The 17,906-nt window shown below is 37.8% G+C and carries 14 protein-coding genes and 1 pseudogene; 4 read left to right on the top strand and 11 right to left on the bottom strand.

Annotation, left to right across the window (positions count from 1 at the left end):
* Positions 1-70: 70 nt before the first annotated feature.
* Positions 71-529 carry a MaoC family dehydratase gene (locus ACU5DF_RS05530; protein WP_446712111.1) on the top strand — a complete coding sequence of 153 codons (459 nt, stop codon included), beginning with the start codon at positions 71-73 and terminating at the stop codon, positions 527-529.
* 240 nt (positions 530-769) lie between these two features.
* On the opposite strand, the gene ACU5DF_RS05525 is transcribed toward ACU5DF_RS05530, so the two are convergent.
* The 9 genes from ACU5DF_RS05525 to ACU5DF_RS05485 all read right to left on the bottom strand — a co-directional run bounded on the left by ACU5DF_RS05525 (position 770) and on the right by ACU5DF_RS05485 (position 12,394).
* Positions 770-1,000 (bottom strand): hypothetical protein, encoded by a 231-nt coding sequence (locus ACU5DF_RS05525; RefSeq protein WP_446712485.1) that lies wholly within the window; start codon positions 998-1,000, stop codon positions 770-772.
* 183 nt (positions 1,001-1,183) lie between these two features.
* Positions 1,184-1,981: a Cof-type HAD-IIB family hydrolase gene (locus tag ACU5DF_RS05520; RefSeq protein WP_446712110.1), complete on the bottom strand. Its 798-nt coding sequence runs from the start codon at positions 1,979-1,981 to the stop codon at positions 1,184-1,186.
* A 201-nt stretch (positions 1,982-2,182) separates the two neighbouring features.
* Complete coding sequence (locus ACU5DF_RS05515) at positions 2,183-4,396, bottom strand: toxin-antitoxin system YwqK family antitoxin (protein ID WP_446712484.1); 2,214 nt, start codon at positions 4,394-4,396, stop codon at positions 2,183-2,185.
* A gap of 415 nt (positions 4,397-4,811) precedes the next feature.
* Positions 4,812-7,964: an efflux RND transporter permease subunit gene (locus tag ACU5DF_RS05510; protein WP_446712109.1), complete on the bottom strand. Its 3,153-nt coding sequence runs from the start codon at positions 7,962-7,964 to the stop codon at positions 4,812-4,814.
* 1 nt (position 7,965) lies between these two features.
* Positions 7,966-9,084 (bottom strand): efflux RND transporter periplasmic adaptor subunit, encoded by a 1,119-nt coding sequence (locus ACU5DF_RS05505; protein WP_446712108.1) that lies wholly within the window; start codon positions 9,082-9,084, stop codon positions 7,966-7,968.
* 177 nt (positions 9,085-9,261) lie between these two features.
* The gene (gene rlmF, locus ACU5DF_RS05500; RefSeq protein WP_446712107.1) at positions 9,262-10,224 is read right to left on the bottom strand and encodes a 23S rRNA (adenine(1618)-N(6))-methyltransferase RlmF; all 963 of its coding nucleotides are present in this window, start codon (positions 10,222-10,224) and stop codon (positions 9,262-9,264) included.
* A 125-nt stretch (positions 10,225-10,349) separates the two neighbouring features.
* The gene (locus ACU5DF_RS05495; protein WP_446712106.1) at positions 10,350-11,453 is read right to left on the bottom strand and encodes a sensor domain-containing diguanylate cyclase; all 1,104 of its coding nucleotides are present in this window, start codon (positions 11,451-11,453) and stop codon (positions 10,350-10,352) included.
* Between the two features lie 102 nt (positions 11,454-11,555).
* On the bottom strand, positions 11,556-11,834 hold the full coding sequence (locus ACU5DF_RS05490) for a hypothetical protein (protein ID WP_446712105.1): 279 nt from the start codon (positions 11,832-11,834) through the stop codon (positions 11,556-11,558).
* Positions 11,835-12,037: 203 nt separating this feature from the next.
* Complete coding sequence (locus tag ACU5DF_RS05485; RefSeq protein WP_446712104.1) at positions 12,038-12,394, bottom strand: YibL family ribosome-associated protein; 357 nt, start codon at positions 12,392-12,394, stop codon at positions 12,038-12,040.
* Between the two features lie 86 nt (positions 12,395-12,480).
* On the opposite strand from ACU5DF_RS05485, the gene arfB reads away from it, so the two are divergent.
* The 3 genes from arfB to ACU5DF_RS05470 all read left to right on the top strand — a co-directional run bounded on the left by arfB (position 12,481) and on the right by ACU5DF_RS05470 (position 16,570).
* On the top strand, positions 12,481-12,894 hold the full coding sequence (arfB, locus tag ACU5DF_RS05480; protein WP_446712103.1) for an alternative ribosome rescue aminoacyl-tRNA hydrolase ArfB: 414 nt from the start codon (positions 12,481-12,483) through the stop codon (positions 12,892-12,894).
* On the top strand, positions 12,894-14,813 hold the full coding sequence (locus ACU5DF_RS05475; protein WP_446712102.1) for a RecQ family ATP-dependent DNA helicase: 1,920 nt from the start codon (positions 12,894-12,896) through the stop codon (positions 14,811-14,813). The genes arfB and ACU5DF_RS05475 overlap by 1 nt, the downstream gene beginning before the upstream one ends.
* 113 nt (positions 14,814-14,926) lie before the next feature.
* Positions 14,927-16,570 carry a flagellar assembly protein A gene (locus tag ACU5DF_RS05470; RefSeq protein WP_446712101.1) on the top strand — a complete coding sequence of 548 codons (1,644 nt, stop codon included), beginning with the start codon at positions 14,927-14,929 and terminating at the stop codon, positions 16,568-16,570.
* Between the two features lie 54 nt (positions 16,571-16,624).
* On the opposite strand, the gene ACU5DF_RS05465 is transcribed toward ACU5DF_RS05470, so the two are convergent.
* Together ACU5DF_RS05465 and ACU5DF_RS05460 are read right to left on the bottom strand one after the other, a co-directional pair.
* Entirely contained in the window at positions 16,625-17,209 is a 585-nt protein-coding gene (locus ACU5DF_RS05465; protein WP_446712100.1) for a hypothetical protein, read from the bottom strand.
* Between the two features lie 205 nt (positions 17,210-17,414).
* A pseudogene (locus ACU5DF_RS05460) lies at positions 17,415-17,667 on the bottom strand (IS1595 family transposase); the annotation flags it as partial.
* Between the last annotated feature and the right edge of the window lie 239 nt (positions 17,668-17,906).

The raw sequence follows: 17,906 nt of genomic DNA, 5'->3' as shown, positions 1-17,906 counted from the left end.
TTATTAACCATTAAAGACTTATGTGATACGATCGAGGATAAAAAATTCAAATTTAAATAAGAAAGTAACTATGAAAATTATCTCGAAGGATGCCATTAATCAGTATATTGGTGTAGACATTGAACCAACAGATTGGTTTGTTGTAAAACAAGAGCAAATTAACCAATTTGCAGACTGTACCTTAGACCATCAATTTATCCATACGGATCCAGTTAAAGCGCAAAACACAATGTTTGGGTCGACGATTGCGCATGGTTTATTGTCATTATCAATGCTCCCATATTTTGCCGAGAGCTTTGGGTATCTTTTAGAGGGCGCCAAAATTGGTATCAATTATGGATTTGATAAAGTGCGCTTTGTTCATCCTGTAAAAGTAAATAGCCGTATTCGAGTTCATGCGAAATTACTTGAAGTAGAAGAAAAGAACCCCGGTCAATATATATTCAAAACAGAAATTATCGTTGAAATCGAAGGCGAGAAAAAGCCAGCTTTAATGGCTGTATGGTTAGCTATGCAGATTGTGACTTAGTAATAACCGCAAAAAATTCAACCAAACTTACAACGTGCCATAATTAATTTTAGTAATTATGGCACGCAGTTCAGAACCATCATATTGCGTTCTTGTGCAGTTAATTGAACTTTATATTTTTGTTTTACTTTCCTAAGTAATTGCTAGATCGTAACAATAATCGATATACGTTTACCGTTTAAAAGCTCCCCAACATCATTAGTGAATAAATGAATGAACAGGTAATTACTAAAATTAAGATTATTCAGAGTTATTATTATACCAAGCATCAAGTAGCTCTTTTCCATATACAATTTCTATATTCATATGCAAAAACAGAAGAATCATCGCCAGTAAGGCACATATGATATTGAACCAAAAAGTAACTTTACCTCGAATGGATTCATAAGTAGCGATGCTAATGAAGACAAGTAAGAATGGATAGGAAATAGCTAACAAGAACAACCAACCAAGATAACTAGATATTGCCATTTGAGTCTGAGCCACAGTTACACCATTAATTTAGGAAGTAACTCAAATTATCATAATTTTTATAAATCAAACATTAATTCAGTCGTTACTTCATCATTCATTAGAGTCATATATCAATTTGCTCTTCAAAGGCTACGTTAAGGCAGTCTGTAACCTGCCTCACTCTGCTACTAATGCATAAACTTACAGTACTTTCTCTTTAATCACTGTAAACACGCCAGCGTCTTTGTTACTTGGTGCCATAAAGCGGGCTGTCTCTTTTACTTGTTGATGCGCATTTTCCATCGCATAAGAGTAGTAGCTCTCTTGCAACATTTCTAAATCATTCAAGTAATCACCAAAGCTCATTGTTTCTTCAAAACTAAAGCCAAGTGTGTTTTGTAGATGTTTAATCGCCGCACCTTTTGAGGCTTCTGCATTCATTATATCTAACCAAATTTTAGCACTAACCACCACTTGATGAGTTTCTCCAAATTTAGCATTAATGGTAGGATAGACAAACTCTTCTGTTCCATCAAAATGACAAATTGCGACTTTGATAAATTCATCATCAACCGCAAGAAGATCTTCTACATATTGGCAACGTTGGTAATATTTTGAAAATTCAGCCAACGCTTTTGGATCTTGGGTTTCGATGTAGGCTGAGTTTTTTCCGCAAAGTACAATCTGCGTGCCTTCGATTGAACGTGCTGTTTGAATAATGTTAATTATCGACGGTGTGTCCATCGAGCAACTGTATAGTTCTTTACCTTGATGCATCACTAACGTGCCGTTTTCAGCAATGAACATCATGCTATCTTTCACTGGCTTAAACGTTTCTAACAAGCTGTAATATTGACGTCCAGAAGCGGCAGCAAACATGATGTCTTTGTCTTCTAATTGCTTATATAGATCAAAAAAACGTGGGTCTAATTGGCTATATTCATTAAGTAGCGTGCCATCCATATCGGTAGCGATAAATTTTACGTTATGTTTTTGCATTGATTGGTACCCAGAGATAATTTAAATTAAATAAACGCCCAGAAATACATACTATTTAGTACGTCACACCGAACAACTCCACCGTAAAATGAGAGACTACAGCTCCTTTTCAGCTGTATCATGTACCATTACTGTCAATAACAGAAGGTAAATTCACTAATTATTCTGGTGTGCTTGGTTCTCCAAAGCGTTCAATAAATTTTAGTGATGCTCGGTTTTGATTAATTTACCGAATTGATCATAATAAACCCAGTCACCAGATTGTCGGTTACTGATGTAACTGCCTTCACTGCGTTTTTCACCATTCGACCAATAGTTGAGCCAAAGCCCTTCTTTACGCCCACGTAGATAACTGCCTTTCTCTGTCAGTTTTCCGTTGGTATGAAAGTAGCTCGCTTCGCCTTCTTTTTGTCCTTTTAACCATTGCTCTTGGAACTCTTGTTTACCAGTTTGGTAATACTGAGTAAGCAGGCCATTAAGTTTACCTTTCTCAAACTGAGCTTGCTGTTTGAGTTGGCCGTTAGTGTAGTATTCACGATGTTCACCATGCTGCTGGCCCGCTAATAATTCATTACTAAATGATTGCATGCCATCCTCAAACCAACCTTGCCACAGGCCTGTTTGTACATTTTTAATCATTTCACCTTGGCGTTTTAATTGACCATTGGTGACATAGTATTCCGCGTAAGGCCCTGTTTGAACGCCTTCTACGTAACTTTCACTGCGATAACGTATCTGTTTAAAATCAAAGAACTCACGCTTGCCGTGTAACTTATTGTTGGTATATTCACTGATATGAAGGATATTACCTTCTGCGATGGTACCAAAAGTTGGGTCACTTTCTTGGTAACGATAGCCCGTCCACACGCCGGTTTTCATATTGTCTTGATATAGACCTGTCACACGGCGACGACCGTTATAATACTCGGCGTATTCTCCATTTAACTTGCCGTCTAGGTAAGTTCTTTTACGCGTAACAACGCCTTGATTGTACGATAGCCATTCGCCAGCTTTTTTGCCTTCGATGTATTCACCGGTTTCACTTGGATCTCCGTTACCAAGCCAACGAGCGTAGCTACCATGATATTTCGCTTGATAACTGTTCTCATCGGCAGTCGAAGCATAGTGAATCACTTCACGTGGTGAGCCTGTTTTATAGAAAGATTCATATTTACCTACCCAAGCACTATTGAGACGCGTACCACGCTCTTTTAGCGTACCGTCTGCAAAATAGCTTTCAGATCGTCCAGTCTGTTTGCCGTGTTCGTAATAATTAATGCTACGCAGTTTATCGGTCGCGTAATAGCGAGTTTGCTTGCCGTTACGTTCACCCGCGAGCCAGTTTTCCTCATTTTCCATTTCACCTTGGCGATAGCGTGTAAACAAACCATCTTTAACGCCTTGTTTAAAATTGCCTTTTTCAACCAATCGACCTTCAGAGTCATACTGCTCTTGATTGCCATGTAGTGAATATTGACCGTTATCTGCCAGTATGGTGGCGTGGTAATTGGTCAGCTGTTTAAGCTTACCGTCATCAAAATAGAACTTCTGTTCACCAGCTAGTTTACCCCGTTTGAAATTGCTCTCAGCGATAATCACTTGATCCGCATTATAGATAACTTGTGGACCATCAAACTCTCCCTCTTGGTAGTACTCTTTTTTATAGAGGTTACCATTTTCATGATAGCGTAACGATTCGCCATCAAGGTGGTTGTACTTATAGGTTGCCTGTTGGGCAAGTTGTCCACTAGGGTAGTAAGTTAGCACTTTGCCATTGTGTACGCCCGCTTCAAAATGCATTTCACTATTGAGAGTGCCGTCGTCATAGAAGTTTCGCCAAGTGCCTTGTCGTTCACCTTGGGTATTGTACTCACCTTCAACGATAATTTGCCCTGCACTATTTTGCTCGAGGTAACGGCCTGAAAGGTGGTTATTGGCGTACTCTTGGCGTAAGGAAACCATACCGTTTTCATGGTAGGTTTCCCACACGCCGTGGCGAAGATTATCCCGATAGGTTTCTAGCGCTTGTCGTTTACCACTGCTAAAAAATCGTTCTACTTTTACTTTTTGCCCATTTTTATAGAAGGTTGTTTGATCGACAGTACCTTGATAATTGTATTGTTCCCAATCCCCATCAGGCACACCTTTACGATAGTGCTGCTTTTCACTTAGGTTGCCACTGTTATCAAACAACTGCCATTGACCATCTTGGTAACCTTGCACATATTGCCCATCAAGCAGTTTTTGGTTATTTGGCAAAAATACCTGCCAACGGCCATTCGGCACGCCTTGGGAAAATTGGCCTACGGTGTAACCTTGGTTATCTCTGACAATAGTGATGTCACCATTTAGTGTCATGCCGTTGGCGATACTGTAGTAGAAACTGACTCCATCTTGTTGGCGGGTTTCTATCATCAAAGATGAGATCTTTTGTGAGGCCTGTGCGCTAACGCTGGTTAAAGAGGCGCAGGTTAGCGCGGTCGTTATGATTGCTTGATAAAAATACATGCAGATCCTTGGATGCGATATAGGCAATAACTTGATTGCGAGAGTTTATTTAACTGATATCGACGTCGCTTTCCAGCATTGGTTTTAGGGTTTGAGACTTTGATCATGAAGAATGATCAGTTTGTCAGCTCTCAGTATTTAATTGATGGCCGCATCGCAGCCTAATTATTAATGTTGTTTTATCTAAATCTCGAAAGATTATTCTTTTGACAATCTAGCCCCCTAGAAAAAAGAATGCCGCTCACCTTAAGTGAACGGCATTACCCATGAAGTCCTTTTGAATGTTATTACTTATCGTTTAATATATTCACTTCTTATCACATTACTCATCATCAATGTGAACTAGCTTAGTACTGCCGCCATGGAGTTTCTCACGACGACGCTGTACCATGGCATAGAAACCAGGGATAAGTAGCGTACCTACCAATAACACACACAATAAGCCGCCAATCAGTGACACGCCTAGTGAGTTTTGACTGATGTAACCAGCACCCGATGCAAATACCAATGGCAAAATACCTAAGATGAATGACCACGATGTCATGTTTACCGCGCGGAATCGTAAACGGCCACCATTCACCGATGCGTTATCTAAATCAGTTTCTTTCTCTTCTCGCTCATTTTTAGCAAATTCCACAATCAAAATCGCATTTTTAGCTGCCAGTGCGATTAAGAGAACCAAACCAATTTGAGCGTATAGATTCAATGGCATTCCTGCTAAATTCAAGGCAACAAAGGAACCTAACGTTGCAACCGGAACCACAAGAATAATCGCCAGAGGAATACTCCAACTCTCATATTGTGCCACCATAAACAAATAGATGAAGATCAGCGCTAAGGCGAACGCATAAATCGCTTGGTTACCCGCTTTTACTTCTTGGTAAGCCATGCCTGTCCACTCGTATTGGTAACCATGAGGAAGCACCTCAGCGGCAACACGCTCCATTGCAGCAATTGCATCACCACTTGAATAACCTTCAGCTGGTTGGCCTTGAATGACTGCTGAACGATACATGTTATAACGCCACGCTACATCAGGTTCAAATACCGTGTCATAAGTAACCAGTGTACTTAGTGGTACCATTTGACCAGAGCTTGCACGCACGTGGAATTTATCCAAATCATCCATACTGCTACGGTACTCACTGTCCGCTTGCATTGTTACGCGGAAGTTCTTACCAAACATAGTGAAATCATTAACGTACATCGACCCCAAATTGCCTTGCAGCGTTTGGAAAATAGAACCTAATGAAACCCCTAGTTGCTTAGCTTTTTCGCGATCAATATCCACATAGTAATGCGGAACATTGGCACGGAAGGTACTGAATGTATATTGAATTTCAGGCTGCTGATTGGCAGTCTGGATCACTTCATTCATTACGTTAGCTAAATCGGTACGATTACGACCTAGTGTATCTTCCAGTACAAATTCAAAACCAGAGGCCGCGCCCATACCCGGAACTGCTGGCGCACCCATTGCGAAGACAACCGCTTCTGGTAACTCCATTGCAGCACGACCGTTAATGCGATTGGTAATGGCGAATGAAGAGTTATCTCCCTCCATCTCATTACGAACATCCCAAGGCTTTAATTTGATAAATAAAGAAGCACCATTAGAGGCTGCAGCTCCCGTTAAGAACGCATAACCATTAGCAATAGTAACGCCATCAACACCCTGCTCTTGCTCTACTATCTCTAGCAATTTTGCAGACACTTCTTCAGTACGAGATAACGACGCTGAATCTGGCAACTGCACATTAACCAATAAGATCCCTTTATCTTCTTGAGGAACAAATGCCGTTGAGGTGTTTTTCGCAAGGTAAGTTACCGAGCCAAGAGCCACAGCAAAGAACATCATTAAGATCATTGTTTTTCGAACAAAGAAGCCCGCAATATCACCATATTTATTAGTAACGTTATCTAAGCCACGGTTGAACGCTTTAAACCAACGAGCGGTATTATCTCCACCTTGTTTTAGCACCAAAGAACACAATGCAGGAGACAATGTTAAGGCATTAATCGATGAGATGATTACCGCAATACAAATAGTTAATGCGAACTGACGATACATGATTCCCGTAATACCCGGTAGCATTGCTACAGGGATAAATACTGCAAGTAGAACCAAGGTAGAGGTTATGATTGGGCCAGTTACTTCTTTCATTGCCATTAAAGTGGCTTTTCTAGGGCTTAATGAAGGATCACGCTTCATGATGGTATCAACGTTTTCGATAACCAAAATGGCGTCATCCACCACAATACCAATCGCCAGAATTAAACCAAACAACGTTACTGTGTTAATGGTAAACCCGGTCATTAACATCACAGCAAACGTACCGATTAACGAGACTGGGATTGCGACGACAGGAATTAAGGTTGCACGTGCGCTGCCTAAGAACAGATACGTTACCGCAATTACTAATAAAATCGCTTCAATTAGTGTTTTAATAACCCCTTTAATTGATTCTGCAACAAACAAGGTGGTGTCATAACTAGTTTCATACGCCATACCTTCAGGGAAGGTTACGCTGAGTTTATCTAGCATCTCCATCACCGCTTTACCACTTTCCAATGCGTTTGCATCCGATTGCAGAGAAAGCGTTACGATAGACGCATCTTGACCTCTAAATTGACCATTACCATCGTAGAATTTTTTACCTAGTTCAACACGAGCAATGTCTTTTAGATAAACTGATGAGCCGTCATTATTGGCACGAAGTACCACATTTTCAAACTCTTCAACCGACTCTAAACGTCCTTTTGTTACTAGGTTAAATTGAACATCTTGTGCGCTGGCATAAGGTGCTGCACCAATTTTACCCGCAGCAACTTGCACGTTTTGCTCTGCTAATGCAGCCTGAACATCAGAGGTGGTTAATCCTAAGTTGGTCATTTTGTCAGGATCTAGCCAAACACGCATTGCGTATTCACCACCACCAATAACCCCAACTTCACTTATTCCAGTAACCCGTGCTAACTGATCTTTAATGTTCAAGTTTACGTAGTTAACCAAGAACTGATCATCGTATTTTCCATCAGGAGAATAGAAGTTCAGCACCATTAACAAGTCAGGCGAACGCTTCTTAACTGTCACGCCCACCATACGTACTTCTTGTGGCAATTTAGATTCTATCTGTGCCACGCGGTTCTGAACGTTAACCTGAGCCATGTCTGGGTCAGTACCCACATCAAAGGTCACGTTCAGAGAGTACGACCCGTCATTGGCACTTTTAGAAGACATATAAATCATGTTTTCAACGCCGTTGACCGAGGTTTCTATCGGATCAGCAATAGCTTGCTCTACCACCTCTGCACTTGCCCCTGTGTAGTACGCATTTACGCTCACTGAAGGCGGGCTAATTTTTGGATATTCCGCCACAGGAAGAATAGCTAATGCAATCGCTCCGGCAAGAGTGAGGATAATAGAAATAACCAGAGCAAATTTAGGACGTTGTATAAAAAAACGACTTAACATATTAAGACTCCGTATTTTCTAAACGAACCTGAACACCATTTCGAACACGTTGTAATCCTTTAACTAACACTTGCTCGTTTGCTTCTAAACCAGAACTAATAATCACACCTTCTGGCAACTGCTTACCCAAGGTTACATTACGTCTTTCTGCTATATTCCCTTCCGTTAATACCATAACAAAGCTGCCCTCTAGATCACTTTGTACAGCACGACGTGGCGTGACCACTACGTTTGTTGGTTTCTTTTCACGCAAATTTACGTTGATATGTTGACCTGGAAGTAATGTAAAATCAGGGTTTTGAACCAACGCTCGGAGGGTTAATGTACCTGTAGTTTGATCGATACGGTTACCAATATAATCAATCTTACCTAAATGATTATATTCTTTATCGTTCTCAAGATTCAGTACCACCTCAACTTGATTTGATGCTCCAGTACCATCGCCTTTAACTTGATCAATTCCCATCAATAAACGCTCACGCTCACTAATAGTAAAACGAGTTTGGATTGGGTCTAAGCTAACTAAGGTCGTTAATGGACCAGAAGCAGAAGAAACAAGATCACCAATACTGACTTTACTATCGCTGATACGGCCAGAGAATGGTGCAACGATAGTCGTATATGAAAGATTAACCTCAGCAAGGTTTAATTGTGCTTTAGCCGATTCAACTTGTGCTTCACCACTGAGTAATTGAGCCGTTAAACCATCAAATTCAGCTTGGCTAATATTACCTTTTGGTAGTAGATTTTTACCACGTTTAAAATCAAGTTGTGCTTTCTTTAATGCTGCATTAGCTTGAGTAATACCCGCTTTAGCATTAGCAACTTGGGCTTGGAAAGAAGAAGGATCTATTTGAAATAAAACATCGCCCTTATTGACCATCTGGCCTTCTTTGAACGAACGAGACTGAATGTAGCCAGAAACGTGAGCAACAATAGAGGCATCTTCCATTGCTTCAATACGACCAATATAGGTTTTGCCTTGTTGATATTGAATGGACTCAACGGTATGAGTAGCAACAAGAGGTGCTTGAGGAGCTGTTTTAGTCGTAGCTTCATCACTACAACCTACAAGTAAAGCTGCGCTAATTAAAGAAGCAAGAAGAGTTTTTGATTTCATAAAATAACCATTTAACTGTCGGATTCTGTGTATTCTGACAGCTAAATGATTGAAATTATTAATGTTAAATCACAGAGATTGTTACTGAATGTGTCTGTAATTTACGTTGAGTCAAATTTAGAAACGATTTATAACTAACTCATTGATAGTTATTACATTTAATCGATACCTAAAAGCTTACAAATTTACATTCGCTTGGAATGTCCATGCAACAAAACGGCTGATTTTCTGGCCTTGAGCCATATCAACAGTTTTAATGGTTTTTACACCTAATCGTGCCAACTCTTGGTAAAGAGCTTCTACGTTTTCTTTCTTAGAAATTAATGTTGTAAACCATTGAACTTGAAGTGCAAATTCACAGCTTTCTTTCGCCATTTGAGTAATGAAGCCAAGCTCACCACCCTCACACCAAAGTTCCGCTTTTTGGCCACCAAAGTTAAGTTTTTTCACACCTTTTAATTCATTGTAAGCGTGACCTTTCTTCGATTTGTTTGTCGCTAAATTCTGTTGCTTACGCTCAGATCCTGCTGTTGCTTCTTCTTCTGATGCATGGAACGGAGGGTTACACATAGTGAACGCAAATTCATCTTGTGGCTTAATAACACCTCTAAAGATATTCTCTTCATTTTTTTGCTGACGACACTCAATGCCCTTCTTCAGACTTGGGTTATTGTTCGCAATGAACGACGCCATTTTTAGTGCTTGAACATCAATATCAGAACCAACAAAGTTCCATTTGTATTCACGGTGACCAATGATAGGGTACACGCAGTTAGCACCAACACCGATGTCTAAACCGCGAACATTTTTACCTGTTGGGATCTCACCTTCATTAGTGATTGCAAGTAAATCAGCAATGTTATGAATGTAGTCAGCACGTCCAGGAATTGGTGGGCATAAGTAGCCTTCTGGAATATCCCAAAATGGTACATCATAGAAATGCGCCAACAGTGCTTTGTTCAATGCTTTAACAGCAAGAGGATCTGAAAAGTTGATTGATTCATTACCATATTGATTCGTTTCAACAAATGCTTTCAGTTCAGGAGACGTCGCAATTAATGCAGGAAAATCATACTTTGCATTATGTTTATTACGAGGATGCATCTGTGTTTTTTTAGGAGCTGAGTTAGAATAAGTCATGTAAGTTTACTGATAATGAATAATAGCCGCCATCATAGCCGATGTGTCTGACAATTACTTAAAAAAATAGCCATGCTCTTATCGAAATCATGGCTATTTCTGCTTTTAATTACACTGACGGGGTACTAAACAACACAAACTTGATTCTTACCCTGCTGCTTAGCTTTATACAACAAATTATCAGCTTGCTTTAATTCATGCTCAGCCCAAATATCCGCAACATTCCTTGTCCCATTCATTGTAGACATTACAATTGCTCCACAAGAGACCGTCATATGGATATCACCACCATTTTTTAATGTACAAGGTGCAGACTCTATCGCTCGGCGAATTCGCTCTAATACTGCTCTTATTTGGTCTTCCGTATTTGCGTTAATCATCAGTACAAATTCTTCACCACCAAATCGAGATACCATATCTTTACCTCTCAATGAATTTTTCATTATACGAGCAAGATGGATAAGCGCTTCATCACCCGCTTCATGACCATAAATGTCATTGATTGATTTGAAGTTATCAATATCAAAAATAGCAATCCCAACATAGTTATCAGAAACAACATGCTCCATTTGGTGCACAAATCCACGGCGATTTAGTAAACCTGTTAACAAATCTGTCATCGACGTTAGTATAAGTGCGCTGTTATCTGCTCTAAGATATTGAAAATGGATCAATAAAATAGAAACAACAAAGCTAGAGATAAATACAATAATCCCCACATAACTGTTTTCAAAAATATGCAATAAATGCTCAGGTCTAGACTCATTAATGGTTAAAAACAATCCTGTTTCGGAATTATTAACTAATATCGGTTTAGATTTACTAAAAGTAAGTAACCCTAATTTATTCTGGCCTATCTCATTAGTAATTTGGTAACCTTCTTTACTTACATCTAATAAGGTATCGACCAATATATCAATACCTAAAATTCCTTTAAATTCACCTTTAATATAGAGTCCAGTAGTTAATGTAAAAACAGGCTTCCCTGTTAAAATATCTTGATACTCACCAGTGTAAACAATGCGATCATTTAACCCTTCTTCACCATATTTAAGCGTATTTGACCAATAAGGGCGATTATATATTACTTCATCAAATGCATTTGCTTGCACACTATAGGCGTAATCAGCAGGCGATGAGATTAAATATTTTTCTGTTGAGATAAAATACACACTGGCAATGTTGTCTACTTTTCCAGCAAAGTACGCCATTGAGGGAGCAATTTTCATACGTGCCAATGCCTCATGATTTAATTTGCTATTTGGATCACACATGCCGATTGGACCGGCAAAAACAAAATCATTTTTAATCAGATCTGGACTACTCTTACTTCAGTCATTTACAAAATAACAAGTATCATTAACTACTTTCGATATGTTAGTCATCTCAAAGTCACGATCGAGTTCGTATAACGCTGAAATGTTATAATCAAGTGACTTTAAAATGTTAGTTAGCTCTTCAAGTGAACGTCCAACGAGCATTTTATCTTGGATAAATAATCTTTTATTTTCTTGAGCGAAACTCCAAAAAATGACAACAAAAAAAACAAGAAAAAGAAAACAACAGGTACGAGTTGCATGCTTACTATCTATAAGTGTATTCGCTTTCATAATTATTACTTATTCAATTACAATGACATTTCATACTAACAGAATGTCATACCGAGTAAAGTGAAGAACCACATAATAAGAGCGCCAAAACACTTTTTATCGTATTGCATGTAATAAACTAATTTAAAAAACAAATTATCAAAAAAAAAACACCAAATGAATAACATTTGATGCTTTCTGTTAATTTAGAAATTAATCGCTAATTAGAACGCTTGTGGTGCATAGCCCGTCATTTCTTTCAGGCCTAATTCTTTACCAAGTGCCGTCATTGGGTGAATAACAACTAAACCGCGAACCGATTTTTTCAGTTTACCCATATCAGCTTGTTCTGCTTTAGTAATCGCACGTTTGAACTCAAGATTACGAACTTCTGTTCCTTTGTTACCTGTCTCAAACTGCTTTTTACCATTTAATTTTACGATTTTCTTTTCTAGCGTTTGGATTTCATGCAAAAACTGTTTAACGACTGGTTGATCGTCACGCTTTTGTGCAGCATCTAAACGGTGCTTACAACGATCTAGACGGTTATGAATTTTTTGCAGTTCTTCTTTTACACTCATGAAGTTACCTTTGTATTGAAAATGGTGCGCATTGACGCTAACTGATAGTATACCCTCTATTAGAACAACGAGCATAGGTTTATTATATGTTAACCATTTCAAATCAGGTTCAATTAGCAGATTGGGAAATTGAATTAACGGCAATCCGAGCACAAGGAGCTGGTGGTCAGAATGTGAATAAGGTCTCAAGCGCTATTCATCTACGATTTGATATTGCACGATCAACGTTACCTGCATTCTATAAAGAGCGTCTATTAAAAATGAAAGATAGTCGTATCACAAAAGAAGGGGTTATTGTTATCAAGGCACAGCAATTTAGAACTCAAGAAAAAAATCGTGAGAATGCACTTGAACGCTTAAAAGAATTAATTCAATCGGCAGCAGAGACTCAAAAAGCACGTCGAGAGACGAAACCAACACGCAACTCTCAACGCAAACGCGTCGATAATAAAACACAACGCGGCCAAACTAAAAGTATGAGAAAAAAGGTAGATTACTAATGACATATCAGCAGACATTAAAAGACATATTTGGTTTTGATTCCCTTAGAGGAGGTCAGCAACAAGTTATTGAAAAAGTACTTAATGGTCATTCGTCTGCTGCCATCTTTCCAACCGGTTCTGGAAAGTCTTTATGCTATCAATTACCAGCACTTTTATTACCAAACCTTACTTTGGTTATCTCTCCTTTACTTGCTTTGATGAAAGATCAGATTTCATTTTTAAAAAGCAAAGGCATTGCCGCCGCATCAATTGACTCGACTCAAACCCGTGAAGAGACCCAAGCCATCTTACAAGGCGTTAGAAGCGGGGAAATTAAGATTTTAATGATCTCTGTTGAGCGTTTGAAGAATGAACGTTTTCGACAATTCATCGCTCAAATTAATATCTCTCTATTAGTGGTGGATGAAGCACACTGTATCTCTGAATGGGGTCATAACTTTAGACCCGATTATCTTAAGCTTCCTCAAGATAGAGAAGCATTAAACATTCCTCATGTTTTACTTTTGACAGCAACAGCAACCCCAGCCGTTATTGAAGACATGAGTAAAAAATTCAAAATCGAAAAAGACGATATTGTAATTACTGGCTTCTATCGCCCTAATTTGGATATTTCAATTATCCCTGTAGAAGAAGAACAAAAACGGTCAGCACTGTTTGCGACACTAAAACAAAAACCAGAACAACCAAGTATTATTTATGTCACCTTGCAACAAACAGCTGAAAATGTGGCTCAATGGCTACAAGGTAATGGTATCCAAGCAAAAGCCTATCATGCCGGATTAAAACACGACATCAGAGAATCTATCCAAAATCAATTCATGAATGGTGAAATTAATTGTATTGTTGCCACCATTGCATTTGGTATGGGAGTCGATAAATCAGATATTCGTCAAGTCATCCATTTTGATTTACCTAAATCTATTGAAAACTACTCTCAAGAAATAGGCCGAGCCGGCCGCGATGGTGCTCCTTCATTTTGTACTGTCCTTGCTAATACATCAGGGCTTAATGTCTTAGAAAACTTTATTTATGGTGATACACCTGATAGAGAAGCGATTCAATATGTACTGGATGATATTTACAAATCTTCAGATACATGGGAAACCCAATTATTACGCTTATCTAAAGAGAGCAATGTCCGTCAATTGCCACTAAAAACCTTATTCGTCTATTTAGAACTCAAAAAGATCATTCAAGCTAAATACAGCTATTATGCAGATTATCGCTTCAAAAGCTTAATTCCAATCAATGATATTATTGGAAAATTCCAAACAGAACGTCAACAGTTTGTCTCAACAATTTTTCAATGCTCTCCAAAAGCAAAAACCTGGCACACGGTTGATTTCGATGCGTTGTGGATAGGCTATCGAGGTGAACGTAAACGCGTCGTTTCAGCATTAGATTATTTTCACGAACAGGGTTGGATTGAGCTTGAAAGTAAACAAGTTACTGAAGTTTATCAAGTTATTAATAAAATGGAGAGTATACATGTGTTATCTCAAGAGTTGCATTTATTATTTAAAAATAAAGAACAGAATGAAATAAACCGAATTCATTCTATGCTTGATTTTTTTGGAACAACTACCTGTTTAAGCTATGAATTAGCTCGTTATTTTGCAGATTTTAATGCTCCTGAAAAGTGTGACCACTGCTCTGCATGTCGTTCAGAAGCCGCTGTATTACCAAGAAATAATACTCATTTTATTACTGATGACGAGCAAGTGAAACTCTGGTGTCAAGAGTTACAAAACAACAGTAAAGAACCATTAGCTAATGCCGTTTTTGCTCGTTTTTTATGTGGTATTCCAACACCATTAACCACAAAAATTAAAGCAAATAAGATGCAAGGCTTCGCTAAATTTGAATCTCAGCCTTATTTTGAGGTATTAGAATTAATAGGGAAGCTCAATGGGTAATTTATAAATAGTGATCTTATTTACAATATGAGCATTACACTATGTACCGCATACCATATAAGTGGTAAGGTGATTGTAAAAATGCCATTCATATGTTTATTTAGGGAGCCGTGATGATTGATAAATGTTTGTCATTATCAGAAGACCAATCTATTGTCAAATTTATTGCTACTGGCGATATTATTATTACTCAGCCACTAAATAAGCAAGACCTTATTGATGCGCTACATACTCTAGGGGCTCAAGATTTTTATTTATATGATCTAGATATAGAAGCGGTAATTACTGCTATTAGTTCTGGTGATTTTTTAAAACTAAATGAAACCATTATTGCTCAACGTTTAGATACTCAACTTTCAATCGAAATCGATGAATCTGAATTATCAGCCACTATGATAATAACAGGGGCTTATGGTGGTTCTCATTTACGAGGCCCAGCGATCATTGCAGCATTAACAGAACATTCGATAATAAAAGGGGTTCAAAAAGAAACACTTAAATCCCTTTTATTAACAAATAGAGATCTTAAGCCAGGTGAATCTTATACCGCTACCATAGCTATTGGCAAAGCTCCCGTTCCAGGTAATAATGCAAATTTCTTACCGCTTGTTCCTGATGTAAAAAAACGCATTTTACAACCAAAAATACAAGATGATGGTCTTGTTGATATGCGTGATTTAGGTGACTTTATAACCGTAAAAAAAGGCGTGCCTTTAATAAAACGCATTCCTGCAACAAAAGGGGCTGATGGTCTAACGATTACAGGTAAGTCAATTCCTGCAATACCAGGGGAAGAGATCCCACTAAAAGTATATGCTGGTTCTATTATTTCAGAACATGATTGTAATGTATTACTATCCAGTATTGATGGAATGCCTATCATTCATAAAGATGGTGTCGGTGTTGATAATCTTTTAAAACTAAAAGCTATCGATGTCACTACCGGTCATATCTCATTTGAAGGTAGTATCTTTGTTGAAAATGACATCGAAGCAGGTATGAAAGTGCAGGCAACAGGCAGTATAACTGTCGGTGGTTTTATTGAAAATGCTGAAGTTATTGCTCATGAAGACATTTCTGTTGCTAATGGTATTATTGGCCATCAGCCTCATGACGATGGTGAATTAAGTTGTACTATTATGGCAAAAGGTTCTATTAGCGCTAAATTAGCACAGCATTCATGCTTAACTGCAGATAAAGAAATCAATCTATTGCTACTTGCCAATCATTGTTCTTTAAATTCTCGTACTTTTATTGCCGTTACAGACAAAGCAGGAAAGAATGGAACAATTAGCGGTGGTAGTGTAATTGCTAGCCATTATATAAAAACAGCAAATTTAGGTATTGAAGGCGGCGCTTATACTAAAGTTCAAGCTTTTCAAAACTTCTCAGTAGACAAAAAAAACATACACCAATTAAAAAAACAGTACCAATCATTAAATGATACTATTGATAAGATTACTCAAATTAATATCGATAAGCAACCAAGCGAAATTGCCGAAAAAATTCTTCACTCTAAGACGAAAACAGAGCAAGAGTTAGTAAAGGTAAGGGCACTATTAGAGCTTGAAGAACATGCGTTTGATTCAGGACTAAAACAGAATCATATTTTTGTTACTAACAAAATGTTTCCAAGAGTAGAAATTAAGTTTAATAATGAACACTTAGTGACTAAGCGTGAGTATAGTCCAAGTAAAATAACATTCACGGGTTATGACATTGATATTGAACCGGTTATTAAAAAAAGAGTAAAGTAAATAACAATAGATGAATTAATAATGATAACTAATTCATCTATCATTCATTTGTAATTAATATTCTAATTCAATATGGTGTAATAAAATTGAACCTTGATCTGAAGTCGTACGACATTTTACTTGAAGAGAAGTAGAACGTTCATATTTATTATCAATATATTGTGAATAATGAACAAAACCTCCATTTTGAGTTAAATCAGTCCAAGTAAAACCACCAGAAAGTCCGTAAGAAAAAACTTTCCAACCTGCGCCATCATTAACACGTCGAATTTTTGCGAAAGAACATCCCCCAGGACGACCTGGTTTCATATTATTAAGCTCAGCATGCAGGTTAAGCTTAAATTTACCAACATCATCATTTAATGGAATATTACACACAAATTCACGTGAGCTTCTTTCAAATGATGGATTATATAAAAAACCATAACCTTGAATATCTGCACCTACTTGCTCTGTAACTACACGCTTCATAGCATTATCAAAATTACTGTTTGACGTTATAAATTTATTAACTGCGGTATTTTTTTTTAAAATACTTTCCTTACAAAATGAACCAGCTGGATAAGTATCTACTTTAGCAAATACATTTGACGAAAATATAAGTGATATAGTTGTTATAGCAAGAGTTTTTTTCAACATAGTAATATTCCAAAAATTAATTAGTTTTAAAATCTCGTTTGAGAATAACTAAAATAATATTAAATAATATTAAATAATTAGAAAATGGAATAGACTTCACGCTTTAATCCTTATAAATAATAATTACTAGCAAAAATGACGAACACTTGTAAGGTATTGATAATTAAGACAATAGAAATGGCATTATTATCAATAATGCTCCTGATTATCTCCGAGACTCAGCCAATTTAAACACCCGCTCTGGCATCGGTGCAGTTTGAATACTTGAGCAAATAAGCTTTTCAAACATCTTTTTAAGGATTGAATTGTCTATCGAACTTAAAACAAAACTCTCCCAAAGAACAAGGAAGATGTTACTTGTTTATTGCATGGTAAGTCCCATGCATTGTGTTGACCCATAATTTAACACAATTAGTTCCGCCACCTGTAACGATAGCATGATGAAAGGTATCAGCTTCCCCCTCTGGCAGAATAGTTATTACTGTTAAAATTTAACCAGTTTAGGGCGGCGTAAGGATCATCTGACTTATTATTCTGTTGAAAAAAAGATGCTGTATTAAAGAAGTTATGACCGCCACACTCTATGTCAGTAACTGAACTTTCGAAAGAAGAAGGCATTAGTAAAGTAACCCTGTATTATTGGCGAAAACAACTCAGAGAATCGGGAACCACTGTGCCAAATATTCATACAACATCA

Source organism: Aliivibrio wodanis (assembly GCF_052920805.1).
Note: the sequence above shows the minus strand (reverse complement) of the source record. Positions and strands in the feature narration are given on the sequence as shown.

Excerpts from the sequence above, each read along its gene's own strand:
- ACU5DF_RS05530 (WP_446712111.1), top strand. The coding sequence starts at position 71 with ATGAAAATTATCTCGAAGGATGCCATTAATCAGTATATTGGTGTAGAC.
- ACU5DF_RS05525 (WP_446712485.1), bottom strand. The coding sequence starts at position 1,000 with ATGGCAATATCTAGTTATCTTGGTTGGTTGTTCTTGTTAGCTATTTCC.
- ACU5DF_RS05520 (WP_446712110.1), bottom strand. The coding sequence starts at position 1,981 with ATGCAAAAACATAACGTAAAATTTATCGCTACCGATATGGATGGCACG.
- ACU5DF_RS05515 (WP_446712484.1), bottom strand. The coding sequence starts at position 4,396 with ATGATAGAAACCCGCCAACAAGATGGAGTCAGTTTCTACTACAGTATC.
- ACU5DF_RS05510 (WP_446712109.1), bottom strand. The coding sequence starts at position 7,964 with ATGTTAAGTCGTTTTTTTATACAACGTCCTAAATTTGCTCTGGTTATT.
- ACU5DF_RS05505 (WP_446712108.1), bottom strand. The coding sequence starts at position 9,084 with ATGAAATCAAAAACTCTTCTTGCTTCTTTAATTAGCGCAGCTTTACTT.
- rlmF (WP_446712107.1), bottom strand. The coding sequence starts at position 10,224 with ATGACTTATTCTAACTCAGCTCCTAAAAAAACACAGATGCATCCTCGT.
- ACU5DF_RS05495 (WP_446712106.1), bottom strand. The coding sequence starts at position 11,453 with ATGAAAATTGCTCCCTCAATGGCGTACTTTGCTGGAAAAGTAGACAAC.
- ACU5DF_RS05490 (WP_446712105.1), bottom strand. The coding sequence starts at position 11,834 with ATGAAAGCGAATACACTTATAGATAGTAAGCATGCAACTCGTACCTGT.
- ACU5DF_RS05485 (WP_446712104.1), bottom strand. The coding sequence starts at position 12,394 with ATGAGTGTAAAAGAAGAACTGCAAAAAATTCATAACCGTCTAGATCGT.
- arfB (WP_446712103.1), top strand. The coding sequence starts at position 12,481 with ATGTTAACCATTTCAAATCAGGTTCAATTAGCAGATTGGGAAATTGAA.
- ACU5DF_RS05475 (WP_446712102.1), top strand. The coding sequence starts at position 12,894 with ATGACATATCAGCAGACATTAAAAGACATATTTGGTTTTGATTCCCTT.
- ACU5DF_RS05470 (WP_446712101.1), top strand. The coding sequence starts at position 14,927 with ATGATTGATAAATGTTTGTCATTATCAGAAGACCAATCTATTGTCAAA.
- ACU5DF_RS05465 (WP_446712100.1), bottom strand. The coding sequence starts at position 17,209 with ATGTTGAAAAAAACTCTTGCTATAACAACTATATCACTTATATTTTCG.